Below are 17,469 nucleotides of genomic sequence, written 5' to 3'. Positions count from 1 at the left end.
CGGGTACCTGAACCGGCCGGGCCTGACGGCCGGGCGCTTCGTAGCCTGCCCGTTCGAGGCGGGCAGTCGGATGTACCGCACCGGGGACGTGGTGCGCCGCCGGGCGGACGGTGAGCTGGAGTACGTCGGCCGCGCGGACCAGCAGGTGAAGGTGCGCGGCTTCCGCGTCGAACTCGGCGAGGTCGAGGCGGCCCTGACCGCGCACCCCGCCGTCGCCCAGGCCGCCGTCCTCGCCGACGGCGACCGGCTCGTCGGCTACGTGGCCCCGCGCCCCGGCGCCGACGCTCGCCCGCCGGTGCTGGCGTCGTACCTGCGCGAGCGGCTGCCCGACTACCTGGTGCCGTCGGTGTTCGTGGTGTTGGCGGCGCTGCCGTTGACGCCGAACGGGAAGTTGGACCGGGCGGCGCTGCCGGTGCCTGTCCCTGTGCCGGAGGCGGGTGCGGTCGGGGTCGGCCGGGTCGCGCGGACGCCGCAGGAGCAGATCCTGTGCGAGCTGTTCGCGGAGGTGCTGGGCCGGGGCCAGGTCGGTGTCGACGACGACTTCTTCGACCTGGGCGGGCACTCGCTGCTGGCCACCCGACTGGTCTCCCGGATCCGTTCGGCCCTGGGGGCCGAGGTCGGGCTGCGCGCGCTCTTCGAGGCGCCGACGGTGGCCGGCCTGGCGGCACGGCTCACCGAGGCCGACCGGGCCCGGCCCGCACTGGCGCCGTACGAGCGGCCGCAGACGGTACCGCTGTCGTTCGCGCAGCGCCGCCTGTGGTTCCTGCACCGGATGGACGGAGCCGCCGCGGCCTACCACATCCCGCTGGCGCTGCGGCTGACCGGAACACTGGACCGCAAGGCGCTGGAGGACGCGCTGGCCGAGGTCCTCGCCCGGCACGAGAGCCTGCGGACGGTCTTCCCGGAGCTCGACGCCGTGCCGTGCCAGCGGGTCCTCGACCCCGGGGCGGCCCGGCCCAGGGTGCGGGTGACCGAGGCCCGGGAGGACGAGCTGCCGCAACGGCTCGCCCACGCGGCACGGCTCCCCTTCGACCTCGCGGCGGAACCGCCGCTGCGCGCCGAGCTGTTCGCGCTCGCGCCGGACGAGCACGTGCTGCTGCTGGTCATGCACCACATCGCCGGTGACGGCTGGTCCACCGGCCCGCTCGCCCGCGACCTCGCCGAGGCCTACGCTGCCCGCTGCCAGGGCCGCGAGCCGGACCGGGACGCCCTGCCGGTGCAGTACGCCGACTACACGCTCTGGCAGCGCGAGCTGCTCGGCGACCCGGAGGACCCGGACAGCCGGTTCGCCGGACAACTCCGCTACTGGACCGAGCAGTTGGACCGCCTTCCGGAGCGGATCCCGCTGCCCGCCGACCGGCCCCGGCCGGCCGTCGCCGGCTACCGGGGCGCCGCCTTCGGCCTTGAGCTGACCCCCGAACTGCACGCGGGGCTGGCCGAGTTGGCCCGGCGGTCCGGGAGCAGTCTGTTCATGGTGCTCCAGGCGGGCCTGGCGGCGTTGTACACCCGGCTCGGCGCGGGGACGGACATTCCGATCGGCAGCCCGATCGCGGGGCGCACCGACGAGGCGCTGGACGAGCTGGTCGGCTTCTTCGTCAACACGCTGGTGCTGCGCACCGACACGAGCGGCGACCCGACCTTCGGCGAACTGCTGGGGCGGGTACGGGAGACCGCGCTCGCCGCCTACGCCCACCAGGACGTGCCGTTCGAGCACCTGGTGGAGGTGCTGAACCCGTCCCGCTCGCTCGCGCACCACCCGTTGTTCCAGACGATCCTCGCCGTGCAGAACGCGCCGATGGGCGAGTTCGCGCTGCCCGGCCTCCAGGTGTCCGCCTTCGCCGTGCCGACCGGGACGGCCAAGTTCGACCTCGGCTTCAACCTGAGCGAGCGGTTCGGCCCCGACGGCAGCCCGGACGGGATCGTCGGCGTGGTCGAGTACGCCACCGACCTGTTCGACCGGGACACGGTCGCCGCCCTCGCCCGGCGCTGGACGCTCCTGCTGGAGGCCGTCACCGCCGATCCGGCCCGGACGATCGGGGGGATCGACCTCCTCGACTCCGACGAGCGGAGCCGGCTGCTGGAGCGCGGCAACGCGACCGCCCGCGAGGTGGCCGCTGTGCCGGTGCCGGAGGCGTTCGCGGTGCAGGTGGCGGCGACGCCGGATGCGCTCGCCCTGGTGTCCGGCGATGTCGAGCTGACGTACCGGGAGTTGAACGCGTGGGCGGGCCGGTTCGCGCATGCGCTGATCGCCCGCGGGGTCGGTCCGGAGCAGGTCGTGGCGGTGGCGCTGCCGCGTTCGGTGGAGTCGGTGGTGGCGGTCCTGGGTGTCCTGAAGGCGGGTGCCGCGTACCTGCCGGTGGACCCGTCGTACCCGGCGGCGCGGATCGCGTACATGCTTGAGGACGCCCGCCCGGCGCTGGTGGTCGACGATCCGGCGCTGGTCGCCAAGGCCTCCGAGGCCGCCGAGGCCTCCGAGTCGCCGGACACGGATCCCGTGGTCGCTCTCGACGTCCGGCATCCGGCGTACGTGATCTACACCTCGGGTTCGACCGGCCGCCCCAAGGGCGTCGTGGTCGCCCACGGCGGCGTGGCCAGTCTGGTCGCCGCCCAGATCGAGCGGTTCGCGATCGACTCCGACAGCCGGGTGCTGCAGTTCGCCTCGCCGAGCTTCGACGCCTCGGTGTCGGAGATCTTCACCGCCCTGCTGTGCGGTGCGGCCCTGGTGCTGCCTCCGGCGGCGGAGCCGGTCGCCGCGCTGACGGACCCGGGGCTCGCGGTGACCCACGCGACCGTGCCCCCGTCCGTCCTGGCGGCCCTGCCGGAGGGCGCGGTGACGGTGTCGACCCTGGTGGTGGCGGGCGAGGCGTGCCCGTCGGAGCTGGTGGCGCGCTGGGCGCCGGGGCGGCGGATGGTCAACGCGTACGGGCCGACGGAGACGACGGTGTGCGCGACGATGAGCGACCCGCTGGCGGCGGGCACCGGCGTGCCGCCGATCGGCTGGCCGATCGCCAACGCGCGGGTGTACGTGCTGGACGAGCGGCTGCGGCCGGTGCCGCCCGGCGTGCCCGGCGAGCTGTACGTCGCCGGCGCGGGCCTGGCGCGTGGCTACCTGAACCGGCCGTCCCTGACGGCGGGTCGCTTCGTCGCCTGCCCGTTCGAGGCGGACGGGAGCCGCATGTACCGCACCGGGGACGTGGTGCGCTGGCTGGGTGACGGGCAGTTGGAGTACGTCGGCCGCGCCGACGATCAGGTGAAGGTGCGCGGCTTCCGGATCGAGCCCGGCGAGATCGAGACGGTGTTGGCCGAGCACCCCGCCGTCGCCCGGGCCGCCGTCCTCGCCCAGGACGACCGGCTCATCGGCTACGTCGTCCCACGCCGGGACACCGGCCGCGACGACAGCCGCGAAGCCGACCACGTGGGCGAGTGGCGGGACATCTACGACGCCCTGCCCATCACCCCCGAGGAAACCGCCTTCGGCCAGAACTTCGTCGGCTGGAACAGCAGTTACGACGCGAGCCCGATCCCCGTCGAGCAGATGCGGGAATGGCGCGACGCCACCGTGGCCCGCATCCTGGCCCTGCGCCCCCGCCGGGTGCTGGAGGTCGGCGTCGGCACCGGTCTGCTCCTCTCGCAGATCGCACCGCACTGCGAGACCTACTGGGCGACCGACTTCTCCGCCACCGCGATCGACGCGCTGGCCACCCAGATCGCCCGGCAGGAGCAACTGGCCGACCGCGTCGTCCTGCACACCCGCCCGGCACACGACACCGACGGCCTGCCCGCCGGGCACTTCGACACCATCGTCATCAACTCGGTCGTGCAGTACTTCCCCTCCGCCGACTACCTCGCCGACGTCATCGGGAAACTGATGCAACTGCTCACCCCCGGCGGCGCGCTCTTCGTCGGCGACGTCCGCAACCTGCGACTGCTGCGCCCGCTGGCCACCGCCGTCCAACTGCACCGGGTCGGCGAAGGCGCCGACTTCACCGCGGTGCGGCGCGCGGTGGAGCAGTCCCTGCTGGTGGAGAAGGAGCTCCTGGTCGACCCGGACTTCTTCACCGTCCTGCGGGAGAACGGCGCCGGCATCGGCGCGGTGACGGTGGAGGTCAAGCGGGGCCGCCACCACAACGAGCTGACCCGCTACCGCTACGACGTCACCCTGCACAAGCCACCGGTCACCCCGGCGGGCCCGGACCGGTCCGTCGAGCTGGCGTGGGGGCAGCAGGTCGCCGGACCGGCCGAACTGCGCGAGCTGCTCGCCCAGCCGCCCGCCGACGTGCTGCGGATCACCGGGGTGCCGAACCGCCGCGTGGCGCGGGAAGCGGCTCTGGCCAGGGCAGTACAGAGCGGGGACGGCTCGCTCGCCGAACTGCTGGAACGGTTGCACGCCCCGGAGGACGGCGACCTCCCTGACCCGGAGGATTTCCACGCCCTCGGGTCGGAGTTCGGCCGCTCGGTGTCCGTCACCTGGTCGGCCACCGCGGCGGACGCCGTGAATGTCGTCTTCACCGACCCGCAGGGGCTTCACGGCTCCCCGGTCGAGCCGTACCGGCCGGCCGGGATCACCGGCAGGCCGCTGGCGGCGCTGACCAACCGCCTGACCGGCAGCCGGGGTACCGGTGCCCTCATCGGCGAACTCCGTGACTGGCTGCGGGGACGGCTGCCCGACTACCTGGTCCCGTCGGCGTTGGTGGCGCTGGAGGCGCTGCCCCTGACGGCCAACGGAAAGCTCGACCGCCGCGCGCTGCCCGCCCCCGACCTCGGCCCGGTCGCCGTCGGACGGGCGCCGCGCACCCCGCAGGAGCAGCTCCTCGCCGAGCTCTTCGCCGAAGTGCTCGGGCTGGCACAGGTCGGCGTCGACGACAGCTTCTTCGACCTGGGCGGGCACTCGCTACTGGCGACCCGGCTCGCCTCCAGGGTCCGGGCGACCCTCGGCGCGGAGCTGGAGGTCAGGACCCTGTTCGAGACCCCGACCGTGGCCGCCCTGGCGGCCCGCCTCGACGGCTCTGGAACGGCCAGGCCCGCGCTGACCGCCCAGCCGCGCCCCGACCGGGTTCCGCTGTCCTTCGCCCAGCGCCGCCTGTGGTTCCTGCACCGGATGGACGGGCCGAGCGCCACCTACAACATGCCGCTCGCGCTCAGCCTGACCGGCGAACTGGACCGCCCGGCCCTGCACGCCGCGCTCGCGGACGTGGTCGCCCGGCACGAGAGCCTGCGGACGGTCTTCCGTGAGACGGACGGCGTGCCCCACCAGGTCGTGCTGAGCGCCGCACAGGCGCACCCCGCACTGCCGGTGGTCGAGCTCGACGAGAGCCGGTTGGCGGAGCGCCTGGCGGAGACGGCGCAGTGCGGCTTCGACCTCGCGGCGGAGCCGCCGATCCGGGCGGAGCTGTACGTCCTCGCCCCCGACCGGCACGTGCTGCTGGTCGTGGTGCACCACATCGCCGCCGACGGCTGGTCGATGGGCCCGCTCTCGGGTGACCTCGCCGCGGCCTACGCGGCCCGCTGCCGGGGCGAGGCCCCGCAGTGGTCCCCGTTGCCGGTGCAGTACGCCGACTACAGCGCCTGGCAGCGCGAGCTGCTCGGTGACGCCGCCGACCCGGACAGCCTGTTCGCCCGGCAACTGGCCTACTGGAAGGAGGAGCTGTCCGGCGTCCCGCAGCAGCTGCAGTTGCCCGCCGACCGGCCGCGGCCGCCGGTGGCCTCCCAGCGGGGCGACCGGGTGGTGGTCCGACTGGACGCCGAACTGCACCAAGCCCTGCGGGACCTGGCCGCCGCGCGCGGCGCCAGCATGTTCATGGTGCTCCAGGCCGGACTCGCGGCCCTGCTCACCCGGCTCGGAGCCGGCACGGACATCCCGGTCGGCAGTCCGATCGCCGGCCGTACCGACCAGGCGCTGGACGAGCTCGTCGGGTTCTTCGTCAACACCCTGGTGCTGCGCACCGACACCGGCGGGGACCCGGGCTTCGCCGAACTGCTCGGCCGGGTCCGGCAGAAGGCGCTCACCGCGTACGACCACCAGGATGTGCCGTTCGAGTACCTGGTCGAGGTGGTCAACCCCGCGCGGTCGCTGGCGCACCACCCGCTGTTCCAGGTCATGCTGGCCCTGCAGAACGCACCGGTCGGCGAGTTCGCGCTGCCGGGGCTGGAGACCGGCCACCTGGAGGCGCCGACCGGGACCGCGCGGGTCGATCTGACCTTCAGCCTGGCCGAGCAGTTCCGCCCGGACGGCGCCCCCGACGGCCTGGTCGGCGCGGTGGAGTACGCGACCGACCTGTTCGACCCGGCCACCGTGGAGCTGCTGTTCGAGCGCTTGGCCCGGCTGCTGCGCGCGGCGGTCGCCGACCCCGACCGGCCGATCAGCCGGATCGACATCATGCCCGTCGAGGAACGCCGCCGACTGCTCGCCGGATCCAGCGGTGCCGCGGCCGAGCTGCCCGGGGCCGCGGTGCCGGAGTTGTTCGCCCGCCAGGTGGGGGCCACCCCGGAGGCCGTCGCGGTCGTGGCCGGCGGCACCGAGCTGACCTACCGGGAGCTCGACCTGCGGGCCAACCGCCTGGCCCGGGCACTGGTCCGCCAGGGCGTGCGGCCGGAGACGCCGGTCGCGGTCATGCTGGACCGCTCGGCGGAGCTGGTCGTGGCGATCCTGGCGATCATCAAGGCCGGTGGCGCCTACGTGCCGCTGGACTCGCGCTTCCCCTCCTCCCGGATCGACCTGATCCTGCGGGAGAGCGGGGCGGCCCTGGTGCTCACCCAGGAGGTGACCACCGCGTTGGTGCAGTCCGAGGCCGCCGATCCCTCCGGCTTCGAAGTTCCCTGTGAACCCGGGCAGTTGGCGTACATCATGTACACCTCCGGCTCGACCGGTCGGCCTAAGGGCGTGGCCGTCACCCACCGTGACGTGGCGGGTCACGCGCTGACCCCCGAGTTCCGCGGCGGCGGACACGAGCGGGTGCTGATGCACTCCCCGACGGCCTTTGACCTCTCCACCTACGAGCTGTGGGTGCCGCTGCTCAACGGCGGCCGGGTCGTGGTCGCACCGCCGGAGCAGCTCGACCTCGACCTGTTGCAACACACGATCACCTCGAACGGGGTGACCGGACTGTGGCTCACGGCCGGACTGTTCCGCCTGGTCGCCGAGGAGCGCCCGGGCCTGCTCGCCGGGGTGCGCGAAGTGTGGACCGGCGGCGACGTGGTCTCCCCGGCCGCCGTCGCCAGGGTGCTGGCGGCCTGCCCCGGCATCGAGGTGGTCAACGGCTACGGGCCCACCGAGGCCACCACCCTGGCCACCTGCCACCCGGTGGGCGTCCTGCCCGAACACGCCGCGACCGTGCCGATCGGCCGGCCGATGGCGAACATGCGCGCCTACGTGCTCGACGACAGGCTGCGCCCGGTGCCGACCGGCATGGTCGGTGAGCTGTACCTCGCGGGGACGGGCGTGGCCCGCGGCTACCTCGGGCGGGCCGGCCTGACGGCGGAGCGCTTCACCGCCGACCCGTACGGGCCGGACGGGAGCCGGATGTACCGCACCGGCGACCTCGCGTCGTGGCGGGCCGACGGCACGCTGGACTTCGCCGGACGCGCCGACCACCAGGTCAAGCTGCGCGGCCTGCGGATCGAGCCCGGAGAGATCGAGGCGGTCCTGGCGGGCTGCCCCGGCGTCGCCCAGGCGGCCGTCGTCGCCCGGGAGGACCGGCCGGGCGACAAGCGGCTGGTCGCCTACCTGGTGCCCGCCCCCGAGGGCGCGCCCGAGGCGGGCGAGCTGGCCGGCCGGCTGCGCCGTGACCTGCCGGACTACATGGTGCCGGCGGCGTTCGTCACCGTGGACGCGCTGCCGCTGACCGCCAACGGCAAGCTCGACCGGGCCGCGCTGCCGGCCCCCGAGTACGGGGCCTCGGACGTCGGGCGCGGCCCCCGGACGCCGCAGGAGCAGTTGTTGTGCGGCCTGTTCGCCGAGGTCCTCGGCCGGGAGCGGGTGGGCATCGACGACAATTTCTTCGATCTGGGCGGGCACTCGCTGCTGGCCGCCCGTCTGGCCTCGCGGGTCCGCGAGACCCTCGGTCTGGAGTTGGGCCTGCGCATGCTGTTCGAGGCGCCGACCGTGGCCGGTCTCACCGAGCGTCTGCTCATGGACGATCCCGACGACGCGTTGGACGTGGTGCTCCCGCTGCGTTCGACCGGGACCGGCACACCGCTGTTCTGCATCCACCCCGGCGGCGGCATCAGCTGGTCGTACAGCGGACTGCTGAACCACCTCGGCCCGCAGCACCCGGTCTACGCCATCCAGGCGCGTGGCCTCGGCCGGCCCGAAACCCTGCCGACGTCCTACGAGGAGATGGCGGCCGACTACGCCGACCAGATCCAGAAGATCCAGTCGGAGGGTCCGTACCTGCTCCTCGGCTGGTCCGCCGGCGGGCTGATCGCCCACGCGCTCGCCTGCGAGCTGCAGTCACGCGGCGAACGGACCGCACTGCTGGCGATCCTCGATGCCTACCCGGTGAAGGACGTGCAGTTCGCGGAGGTGCCGGTGCCCACCGTGCGCGACGTGCTCGTCGGGGTGCTCGATGTCGACCCGGACGAGCTGGGCGACCAGGAGATCACCTACGCCGAGGTCGCCGAGGTCCTGAACCGGCGGGGCAGCGCGCTGGCCGGCCTGAACGAGCGACAGATCGAGGTGATCGTCGAGATCATGATCAACAACGCCAGGCTGGCGGTCGACTTCGTCCCCGGCGACTTCGACGGAGACCTGCTGCTGTTCAATTCCACGATCGACCGGGCCGAGGACAACGCGGGGCCCGAAATCTGGCGCCCGTACGTCGCCGGCCGGATCGAATCGCACGAGATCACCACCCGGCACGACCGGATGACCCAAACCGGCTCGCTGGCGCAGATCGGACCGATCCTGGCCGCCAGGCTCGCCGAGGCCACCGGTGACACCGATCGCGCCGATGGCGCTGGTAACGCCGATCGCACCACCACCCTTTCCCACCAGGAGGACTGACCCATGACCAACCCCTTCGACGACCAGGACGGCACCTTCCTCGTGCTCGTCAACGACGAGAACCAGCACTCGCTCTGGCCGCAGTTCGCGGACGTCCCGGCCGGCTGGACCGTCGTCCACGGCCCCGACACCAACGCCGCCTGCCTGGAGTACGTCGAGAAGTCCTGGACCGACATGCGGCCCAGGAGCCTCGCCGACGCCATGGAAGCCCAGCGGTAGCGCGGCCCGCAGTGAACCTGACCGACACCACGGACGAGGCCCGCCGCACGGCGGGCCTCGCCCCGCCCCACGACCTCGCCGCCGACCTGCTCACCCCCCAGGCCCGGCGGGACCCGTACCCGTTCTACGCCCGCATGCGGCGCGAGAGCCCTGTCCACCGCAGCGCCCAGGGCATCTGGTACCTCACCCGGTACGCCGACGTCGAGGCCGCCCTCAGCGACCTGCGGCTGTCCAACGACCGGGACCGGATGACCCGCGCCCTCGGCGGCCTGGGCGGCGACCTGAAGGCCCTCAGCAGGCTCTCCGACCGGCTCGGCCGGGTGATGTCCAACACCGACCCGCCGGACCACGCCCGGCTGCGCAAGCTGGCCAACCGCGCCTTCACCGCCCGGCGCGTCGAAGCCCTGCGCGACGGCGTCCAGCGGATCGTCGACCGGCTCATCGACGAGGCGGTCGCGGCCGGGCCCACCATGGACCTGATCGAGGCGGTCGCCTCCCCGTTCCCGATGTCCGTGGTCTGCGAGCTCTTCGGCATCCCGCCCGAGGACCGTCCGCAGGTCGAGACCTGGTTCCGCCGCTTCGGCCGGCTGGGCGAGGACATCGACAAGTCCGAGGAGGCGATCGGGCAGTACGAGGAGTACCTCGCCCGGCTCGTCCGCCGGCGCCGGTCCGAGCCAGGTGACGACCTGATCAGCGCCCTGGTCGCCACCCAGACGCAGGACGACCGGCTCACCGACTCCGAACTGCTGTCCACCTGTTTCGTCCTGATCACCGCCGGCGGCGAGACCACCACCCACCTGGTCGGCAACGGCATGCTCGCCCTGCTGCGCCACCCCGACCAGCTGGCCAGGCTGCGCGCGGATCCGGGGCTGGTCCGCGGCGCCGTCGAGGAACTGGCCCGCTACGACACGGTGACCCAGGCGATCGTCCGGGTCGTCGCGCAGGACCTGGAGATCGGCGGGCAACTCCTGCGCGAGGGCGAGCTGGTGTACCTGTTCCTCGGCGCGACCAACCGCGATCCCGAGCGCTTCGAGGACCCCGACCGGCTCGACCTGACCCGCCCCGGCAACCGGCACCTGAGCTTCGGCCACGGCCCGCACTTCTGCCTCGGCGGCCCGCTCGCCAGGCTCCAGGCGGAGGTGGCCGTCGGCACGCTGCTCCGCCGGCTGCCCGAGCTGCGGCTGGCCGACGGCGCTGTGCTCGATTGGCGGCCCAACCCGCTGCAACGGCGCCTGAGCGCCCTCCCGCTCACCTACTGACCCATGAACGAGGACGAAGGAGCACCGACCATGGCCCGAGAGTTCGAGGTCCGCCGGGAACAGGACCTGCCCGCCACACCCGAACAGGTCTGGGACGCGGTCGCCACCGGCGCCGGCAACCTGGGCTGGCTGTACCCGATGGAGGTCGAGCCGCGCGTCGGCGGAAAGGCCACCCGGGGCGACTCCACCGTCGTGGCCTGGGAGCCGCCGCGGCACTTCGCCGTCCGGGCAACCCAGGACGGCGGCTTCTCCAACACGCTCAGCTACCGCATCGAGCCCGCCGACGGCGGAACGAGCCGCCTGCGGATGGGGATCCACTGGGTGCACACGGGCATCGTCGACGAGGCCTGGGGGTGGGACGCCAAGTCGGACGTGGCCGAGAAGTACGTCGACTTCTACCAGCACGGCCTCGCCGAGTACCTCCGGCACTTCGCCGGCCGCCCCGCCGTCTACGTCAGAGCCCACCGCCCCGAACCCACCGCCGACCCGGCCGATTTCGCCGTGCTGCGCCGCCGCCTCGGCCTCGCCGACGACGCGACCGTCGGCGACCGGCTGCCGCTCCACCTCCCGGGCCCGGACGGCCGTCGCCAGGAGGTGGTCGTGGACTGGCTCAGCACCGACTTCGTCGGTCTGCGCGGCCCGGACGCGCTCTACCGGTTCTTCAACGGCAGCACCTGGAACGTGCCGATCTGGCTCGGCCACCACCTGTTCGCCGAGGGCGCCGACGAGCAGCAGGCCACCGCGGCGTGGACCGCCTGGCTCAACGACACCCGAGCCTAGCCAGGGCCCCTGATGGAAACCTCAACGGGAACACTGCTCTACGCCGCCGAACTCGTCGAGGAGAACGGCACCTACACCCTCGTCCTCCAGGACGTGCGGCGGGACACCGTCCAGACCACCCCGGTCCCCAAGGCCATGGTCGACAGGCTCCCGACCTTCCTCTCGGCGCTCACCGCCAAGCTCAACCCGGCACCGCCGCGCCGCCGCCGGTAGTCCTTCTCGCTCCTACGGCCGGTGTCGTCCCGAAGCCACCGCACCCGCTCGTCACCGGCCACCCCCCCCCCGCCCGCCCCGCCGCCCCCCCGCCTCGACCCGCCTCAGACCCCCGTCGGCCCCCTCAGCCCCCCTCGGCCCCCTCGGCCCCCGCTCAGGCCACGCCGGCCTCCCGCATCTGGCGCAGCTCCCGCTTCAGCTCCTTCACCTCGTCGCGCAGCCGGGCCGCGACCTCGAACTGGAGGTCGGCGGCGGCCGCGTGCATCCGGTCCGTCATCGACTGGATCAGCTCCGCCAGCTCGGCGGCCGGCAGGCTCTCGCCCTGCTTGCGCTCCATGCCCAGGGCCGGCACCGGGGCCTTGCCCTTCCCGGCGGCCCCGCGGTAGCCGGTGGAGAGCAGCTCGTCGGTGTCCACGTCCTCGCGGGCGAGGGTGTCCAGGATGTCGCCGATCTTCTTCCGCAGCGGCTGCGGGTCGATCCCGTGCTTCTTGTTGTACGCCTGCTGCACGACCCGGCGGCGGTTGGTCTCGTCGATCGCCTTCTCCATCGACGGGGTGATCCGGTCCGCGTACATGTGCACCTGGCCCGAGACGTTTCGGGCGGCCCGCCCGATCGTCTGGATCAGCGAGGTGCCGGAGCGCAGGAAGCCCTCCTTGTCCGCGTCCAGGATCGCCACCAGCGACACCTCGGGCAGGTCCAGGCCCTCGCGCAGCAGGTTGATGCCGACCAGCACGTCGTACCTGCCCGCGCGCAGCTCGCGCAGCAGCTCCACCCGGCGCAGGGTGTCCACGTCGCTGTGCAGGTACCGGACCCGGATGTCCAGGCCGAGCATGTAGTCGGTGAGGTCCTCGGCCATCTTCTTGGTCAGCGTGGTCACCAGGACGCGCTCGTCCCGCTCCACCCGCGTGCGGACCTCGTGCACCAGGTCGTCGATCTGGCCCTCGGTCGGCTTGACGATCACCTCCGGGTCGATCAGACCGGTCGGGCGGATGATCTGCTCGACCTGGCCGTCGCCGCGGGACAGCTCGTACGGGCCGGGCGTCGCCGACAGGTACACCGTCTGGTCGATCCGCCCCAGGAACTCCTCCCACTTCAGCGGGCGGTTGTCCATCGCGGAGGGCAGCCGGAAGCCGTGCTCCACCAGGGTGCGCTTGCGCGAGGCGTCACCCTCGTACATCGCGCCGATCTGCGGGACGGTGACGTGCGACTCGTCGATGACCAGGAGGAAGTCCTCCGGGAAGTAGTCGAGCAGGGTGTTCGGCGGGGAGCCGGGCTCGCGGCCGTCGAAGTGCATCGAGTAGTTCTCGACGCCCGAGCAGGTGCCGATCTGGCGCAGCATCTCGATGTCGTAGGTGGTGCGCATGCGCAGCCGCTGGGCCTCCAGCAGCTTGCCCTGCTTCTCCTGCCGGGCGAGCGTCTCCTCCAGCTCCTTCTCGATGCCGGTGATCGCCCGCTCCATGCGCTCCGGACCGGCCACGTAGTGCGAGGCGGGGAAGACGTACACCGACTCGTCCTGGCTGATGATCTCGCCGGTGAGCGGGTGCAGGGTGTACAGCGCCTCGATCTCGTCGCCGAACATCTCGATCCGGACGGCCAGTTCCTCGTAGACCGGGAAGATCTCGATGGTGTCGCCGCGGACCCGGAAGGTGCCACGGGTGAACGCCACGTCGTTGCGGGCGTACTGGATGTCCACGAAACGGCGCAGCAGGACGTCCCGGTCGATCTCCTCGCCGACCTTGAGCGGGACCATCCGGTCCACGTACTCCTGCGGGGTGCCGAGGCCGTAGATGCAGGAGACGGAGGCGACCACGATCACGTCCCGCCTGGTCAGCAGCGAGTTGGTCGCCGAGTGCCGCAGCCGCTCGACCTCCTCGTTGATCGAGGAGTCCTTCTCGATGTAGGTGTCCGTCTGCGGGACGTACGCCTCGGGCTGGTAGTAGTCGTAGTACGAGACGAAGTACTCGACCGCGTTGTTCGGCAGCAGCTCGCGGAACTCGTTCGCCAGCTGGGCGGCCAGCGTCTTGTTCGGCGCCATCACCAGGGTGGGCCGCTGCAGCCGCTCGATCATCCAGGCCGTGGTGGCCGACTTCCCGGTACCGGTGGCACCGAGCAGGACGACGTCCTTCTCCCCGCCCTTGATCCGCCGCTCCAACTCGGCGATCGCCGCCGGCTGGTCCCCGTTCGGCTGGAAGGGACTGACGACCTCGAAGGGCGTCACTGACCGCTCAATACTCGTGATGGGTCGCACGAGTCCACCGTACGACCCACCACCGACAAGCGGTGCGGCTTCCTCAGGCCGCGTGCCCCTCGAACCTCATGGCGGGCTCGCGGGCCGGGTCGATGCGGACGACCGAGTCGAACGCGGCGGCGAGGCGTTCGATCAGCGGCAGGGTCGGATCGACACCGCTCTCCTCGATGCTCTCGACCATCGCCTCGTCCAGCCCGGCCCGCTCCGCGAGTTCGGCGAGCGTCCAGCCGAGAGCGGATCGGCGGGCGTACACGGCCTCGGCCAGCGCCATCCGCCGCCCAGCCGCCCGGTACTGCTCGCTCTCCCGATGCTCCGGCGGCACGACCCACCGCGTGTGATAACCGCTGCTCACCGCTGCTCCTCCCGGTCGTAGACGTCGTGGTCGGCGGCGGGCAGATGCTCGGCCTCACCCGCCACCGGCCATGCGTCCCCCCCTCTGCTCCGCTAGGGAGCAACGCCCGGCCGGGGCGGGGGTTACGGGGTCAGGCCTTCGCGCTGTCGCGGGCGAGGGCGACCAGGCGGGAGATGGCGCGGAGGTACTTCTTGCGGTAGCCGCCGCGGAGCATGTCGTCGGGGAAGACCTGGTCGAAGGGGAGGCCGGAGGCGGTGATGGGGAGCTCGCGGTCGTACATGCGGTCGGCGAGGACGACCAGGCGCAGGGCGGTGGACTGGTCGTCGACCTGGCGGACGCCGCGCAGGCAGACGGCGGTGACGTCGTCGAGCAGCGCGCCGTAGCGGCTGGGGTGGACGGCGGAGAGGTGGGCGAGGAGGGTGTCGAAGTCGTCCAGGGAGGCGCCGGGGGTGCGGGCGGCGACGGCGTCGACGGCCGCGTCGGGGTAGGGCGGCGGGGCGTCCGGGAGGCCGCGGTGGCGGTAGTCCTGGCCGTCGATCCGCATCGGGCGGAAGTGCGCGGACAGGCCCTGGATCTCGCGCAGGAAGTCGGCGGCGGCGAAGCGGCCCTCGCCGAGCTTCTCCGGCAGGGTGTTCGAGGTGGCGCAGAGCTTGACGCCGTTGTCGACGAGGCGGGTGAGCAGCGTGGAGACCAGGACGGTGTCGCCCGGGTCGTCGAGCTCGAACTCGTCGATGCACAGCAGCGTGTGCTCGGAGAGGGTCCGGACGGCCTGCTGGAAGCCGAGCGCACCGACCAGGTTGGTCAGCTCGACGAAGGTGCCGAAGGCCTTGGGGCCGGGGGCGGCGTGCCAGAGCGAGGCGAGCAGGTGGGTCTTGCCGACGCCGTAGCCGCCGTCGAGGTACACGCCGGCCGGGCCGGTGGGCGCCGGGGCGGAGCGGCGGAACCAGCTGCGCTTGGGCGCGGAACCGTTTCCCCCGCCGAGGGTGGTGGCGAACTGCTCCAGGACCTGGACGGCCTCGTACTGGCTGGGCTGGTTCGGGTCCGGAATGTACGTCCCGAAGCTCACGTCGGAGAACCGGGGCGGCGGGACCATCTCGGCGACCAGCCGCTCGGCGGGCACGACGGGGCGACGGTCGGCGAGCGCGATCGGGGAGCCGGCCGCGCTCGCGGCGGCTATGGACTCGGTCGCGGTGTCGGGGCGGGGGGCTGCTGGCACGTTAGTAGAGGGTACGCCTGGTGCAGAGCGCCTCGGGACGGCGGCCGGTGGAAGACTGAGGGCATGCAACAGTTGATCAGCCCGCTGGGCGAGCCGGTCGCCGACCCGGCCTCGCTGGAGTCGCTCGCCGCCGTCTACGCGTACCCCGACCAGGTGAATCGGGGGCGGCCCTGGCTGCGCGCCAACATGGTGGCCGGTCTGGACGGCGGGGCGAGGCTGGAGGGCCTATCGGAGGGCCTGTCCGGGGACGCCGACAAGCGGATCTTCGGTGTGCTGCGCGCGCTGTCGGACGTGGTGCTGGTGGGCGCGGAGACGGTCCGCGCGGAGGGCTACCGGCCGGCCCGGGCCCGGGCCGAGTTCGCGGCGGCGCGGGCGGCGGCCGGGCAGGCCCCGGCTCCGGCGATCGCGATCGTGAGCCGCTCGCTGACCCTGGACCTGACCGCGCCGCTGTTCACCGCCCCGCTGGTCAGGACGGTGGTGATCACCACCGCGGACGCGCCCGAGGAGCGCCGCCGGGCGGTCGCCGAGGTGGCCGACCTGGTGCTCGCCGGGGAGGGGTCGGTGGACCTGCGGGCGGGCGTGTCGGCGCTGGCGGAGCGGGGCTGGACGCGGTTGCTGAGCGAGGGCGGCCCGCGGCTGCTGGGACAGCTGGCGGCGGCGGGTCTGCTGGACGAGTTGTGCCTGTCACTGGCTCCGCTGATCACGGGCGGCGACGCGCCGCGCATCATCCGCGATGCGCAAATGCCTGACGTGCAGCGGATGCGGCTGGTCTCATTGATCGAGCAGAAAGGATTCCTCTTCACCCGCTACCTGCGTCCGCCGACCCCGTGACCGACGGGTCGTGATCCCGTTAATGCGATGCCGGGGCCCGGGGGCCGGCCACTGGAAGGGACTCACGTGTTCAAGACGGTACTGATGATCGAAAAGGCTCTCTCCGACGCGGACGTGGAACTCGTCACCACGCTCCACAGCGACGAGAAGGTCTCCTTCGTCGTCCTGATGCAGCCGCGCGGCAAGCAGGACGAGCTGCTGCGGGCGCTGGACGACGTGGCGCTCGGCCACCTCGACAAGGTGGTGCACGAGCACGACGAGTCCGAGTCCGGGCCGACCGTGGCCACCGAGTCGCTCGAACACAGCCTGCGCCACCTGCGCGCGGCCGGGGCCGAGGCGGTCGGCGAGCTGGTCGAGGAGAAGCCGCTGGACCGGCTGCGGACGGCGGTCGAGGAGCACCGCGCGGACGAGGTGGTGGTGCTCACCTCACCGCACTTCGTGGAGGAGTTCTTCCACCGCGACTGGGCCTCCCAGGCCCGGCACAAGGTGGGGGTCCCGGTGCTGCGGCTGTTCGCCAGCGACTCCTAGGGATCCCGGCCGGTGGTGCAGAATCGTCCTTGCGGTCCGCCCGCGAGGACGATTCCCCATCCCGTCCGCCCGACCATTCCGCCCCCGCCCTACGGAGCCCCGCCTTGAACGACGCCGCGCACGACCTGCACGCCCCGCACTTCATCGGCATCGGCGGCGCCGGGATGTCCGGCCTGGCGAAGATCCTCGCGGTGCGCGGCGCCAGCGTCTCCGGCAGCGACTCCAAGGAGTCCGAGACCGTCCTCGCGCTGCGCGCCCTCGGCGCGACCGTGCACGTCGGCCACGCCGCCGAGCACGTGCCGGACGGCACCAGCAGCGTGGTGGTCTCCAGCGCGATCCGCGCCGACAACCCGGAGCTGGCCGCCGCCCACGAGCGCGGCATCCCGGTGGTGCACCGCTCCGACGCGCTGGCCGCCCTGATGGGCGGCCGCCGGGCGCTGGCGGTGGCCGGCACCCACGGCAAGACCACCACCACCAGCATGCTCGCCGTCGCCCTCGGCGAGCTGGGCCTGGACCCGTCCTACGCGATCGGCGGCGACCTCGACGCGCCCGGCTCCAACGCCCACCACGGCGTCGGCGAGATCTTCGTCGCCGAGGCCGACGAGAGCGACCGCAGCTTCCACAAGTACGCGCCCGAGGTGGCGATCGTGCTCAACGTGGAGCTGGACCACCACGCCAACTACGCCTCGATCGAGGAGATCTACGAGTCCTTCGAGACCTTCGTCGGCCGGATCACCCCCGGCGGCACCCTGGTGGTCTCCGCCGACCACGACGGCGCCCGCGAGCTGACCGCCCGGGTGGCCGGCCGCGAGGGCCTCACCG

Annotated in this window: 11 protein-coding genes; 8 read left to right on the top strand and 3 right to left on the bottom strand. The window is 72.9% G+C overall.

From position 1 onward, the window contains the following. From ACFV6I_RS25655 to ACFV6I_RS25635, 5 genes are all read left to right on the top strand, one after another. Nucleotides 1-9,001, top strand: a 9,001-nt coding sequence (locus tag ACFV6I_RS25655; RefSeq protein ID WP_380427852.1) for an amino acid adenylation domain-containing protein, incomplete at its 5' end; no start/stop codon positions are given. Nucleotides 9,002-9,004: 3 nt separating this feature from the next. Next, nucleotides 9,005-9,220: an MbtH family protein gene (locus ACFV6I_RS25650; protein WP_380373401.1), complete on the top strand. Its 216-nt coding sequence runs from the start codon at nucleotides 9,005-9,007 to the stop codon at nucleotides 9,218-9,220. Between the two features lie 11 nt (nucleotides 9,221-9,231). Continuing rightward, nucleotides 9,232-10,479: a cytochrome P450 gene (locus ACFV6I_RS25645; protein WP_380427849.1), complete on the top strand. Its 1,248-nt coding sequence runs from the start codon at nucleotides 9,232-9,234 to the stop codon at nucleotides 10,477-10,479. 30 nt (nucleotides 10,480-10,509) lie between these two features. Continuing rightward, nucleotides 10,510-11,259 carry an SRPBCC family protein gene (locus tag ACFV6I_RS25640; RefSeq protein WP_380427847.1) on the top strand — a complete coding sequence of 250 codons (750 nt, stop codon included), beginning with the start codon at nucleotides 10,510-10,512 and terminating at the stop codon, nucleotides 11,257-11,259. Between the two features lie 12 nt (nucleotides 11,260-11,271). Continuing rightward, nucleotides 11,272-11,472: a hypothetical protein gene (locus ACFV6I_RS25635; RefSeq protein ID WP_380427845.1), complete on the top strand. Its 201-nt coding sequence runs from the start codon at nucleotides 11,272-11,274 to the stop codon at nucleotides 11,470-11,472. 154 nt (nucleotides 11,473-11,626) lie between these two features. Here the strand turns inward: ACFV6I_RS25635 and uvrB are convergent, their stop codons facing one another. The 3 genes from uvrB to zapE all read right to left on the bottom strand — a co-directional run bounded on the left by uvrB (nucleotide 11,627) and on the right by zapE (nucleotide 15,249). Beyond that, nucleotides 11,627-13,720, bottom strand: a complete 2,094-nt coding sequence (gene uvrB, locus ACFV6I_RS25630) for an excinuclease ABC subunit UvrB (RefSeq protein ID WP_063349496.1) — start codon at nucleotides 13,718-13,720, stop codon at nucleotides 11,627-11,629. Nucleotides 13,721-13,763: 43 nt separating this feature from the next. Next, on the bottom strand, nucleotides 13,764-14,042 hold the full coding sequence (locus ACFV6I_RS25625) for a helix-turn-helix domain-containing protein (RefSeq protein ID WP_380427843.1): 279 nt from the start codon (nucleotides 14,040-14,042) through the stop codon (nucleotides 13,764-13,766). A 160-nt stretch (nucleotides 14,043-14,202) separates the two neighbouring features. Beyond that, nucleotides 14,203-15,249, bottom strand: a complete 1,047-nt coding sequence (zapE, locus tag ACFV6I_RS25620) for a cell division protein ZapE (protein WP_380427856.1) — start codon at nucleotides 15,247-15,249, stop codon at nucleotides 14,203-14,205. A gap of 102 nt (nucleotides 15,250-15,351) precedes the next feature. Here zapE and ACFV6I_RS25615 point away from each other — a divergent pair, with 102 nt between their 5' ends. The 3 genes from ACFV6I_RS25615 to ACFV6I_RS25605 form a co-directional block, all read left to right on the top strand. Continuing rightward, nucleotides 15,352-16,119, top strand: coding sequence for a pyrimidine reductase family protein (locus tag ACFV6I_RS25615; RefSeq protein WP_380427841.1), 768 nt, complete (start codon nucleotides 15,352-15,354; stop codon nucleotides 16,117-16,119). Nucleotides 16,120-16,185: 66 nt separating this feature from the next. Further along, entirely contained in the window at nucleotides 16,186-16,647 is a 462-nt protein-coding gene (locus tag ACFV6I_RS25610) for an indole-3-glycerol phosphate synthase (protein ID WP_107452931.1), read from the top strand. Nucleotides 16,648-16,811: 164 nt separating this feature from the next. Further along, nucleotides 16,812-17,469: Mur ligase domain-containing protein (locus tag ACFV6I_RS25605; protein WP_380427854.1), on the top strand; the 658-nt coding region annotated here is incomplete at its 3' end.

Origin of the sequence: Kitasatospora sp. NPDC059803 (assembly GCF_042732255.1) — a bacterium.
In the GTDB taxonomy this organism is placed as follows: domain Bacteria; phylum Actinomycetota; class Actinomycetes; order Streptomycetales; family Streptomycetaceae; genus Kitasatospora.
The sequence above is the reverse complement of the archived record's forward strand: the minus strand, read 5'-3'. Positions and strand labels throughout refer to the sequence as shown.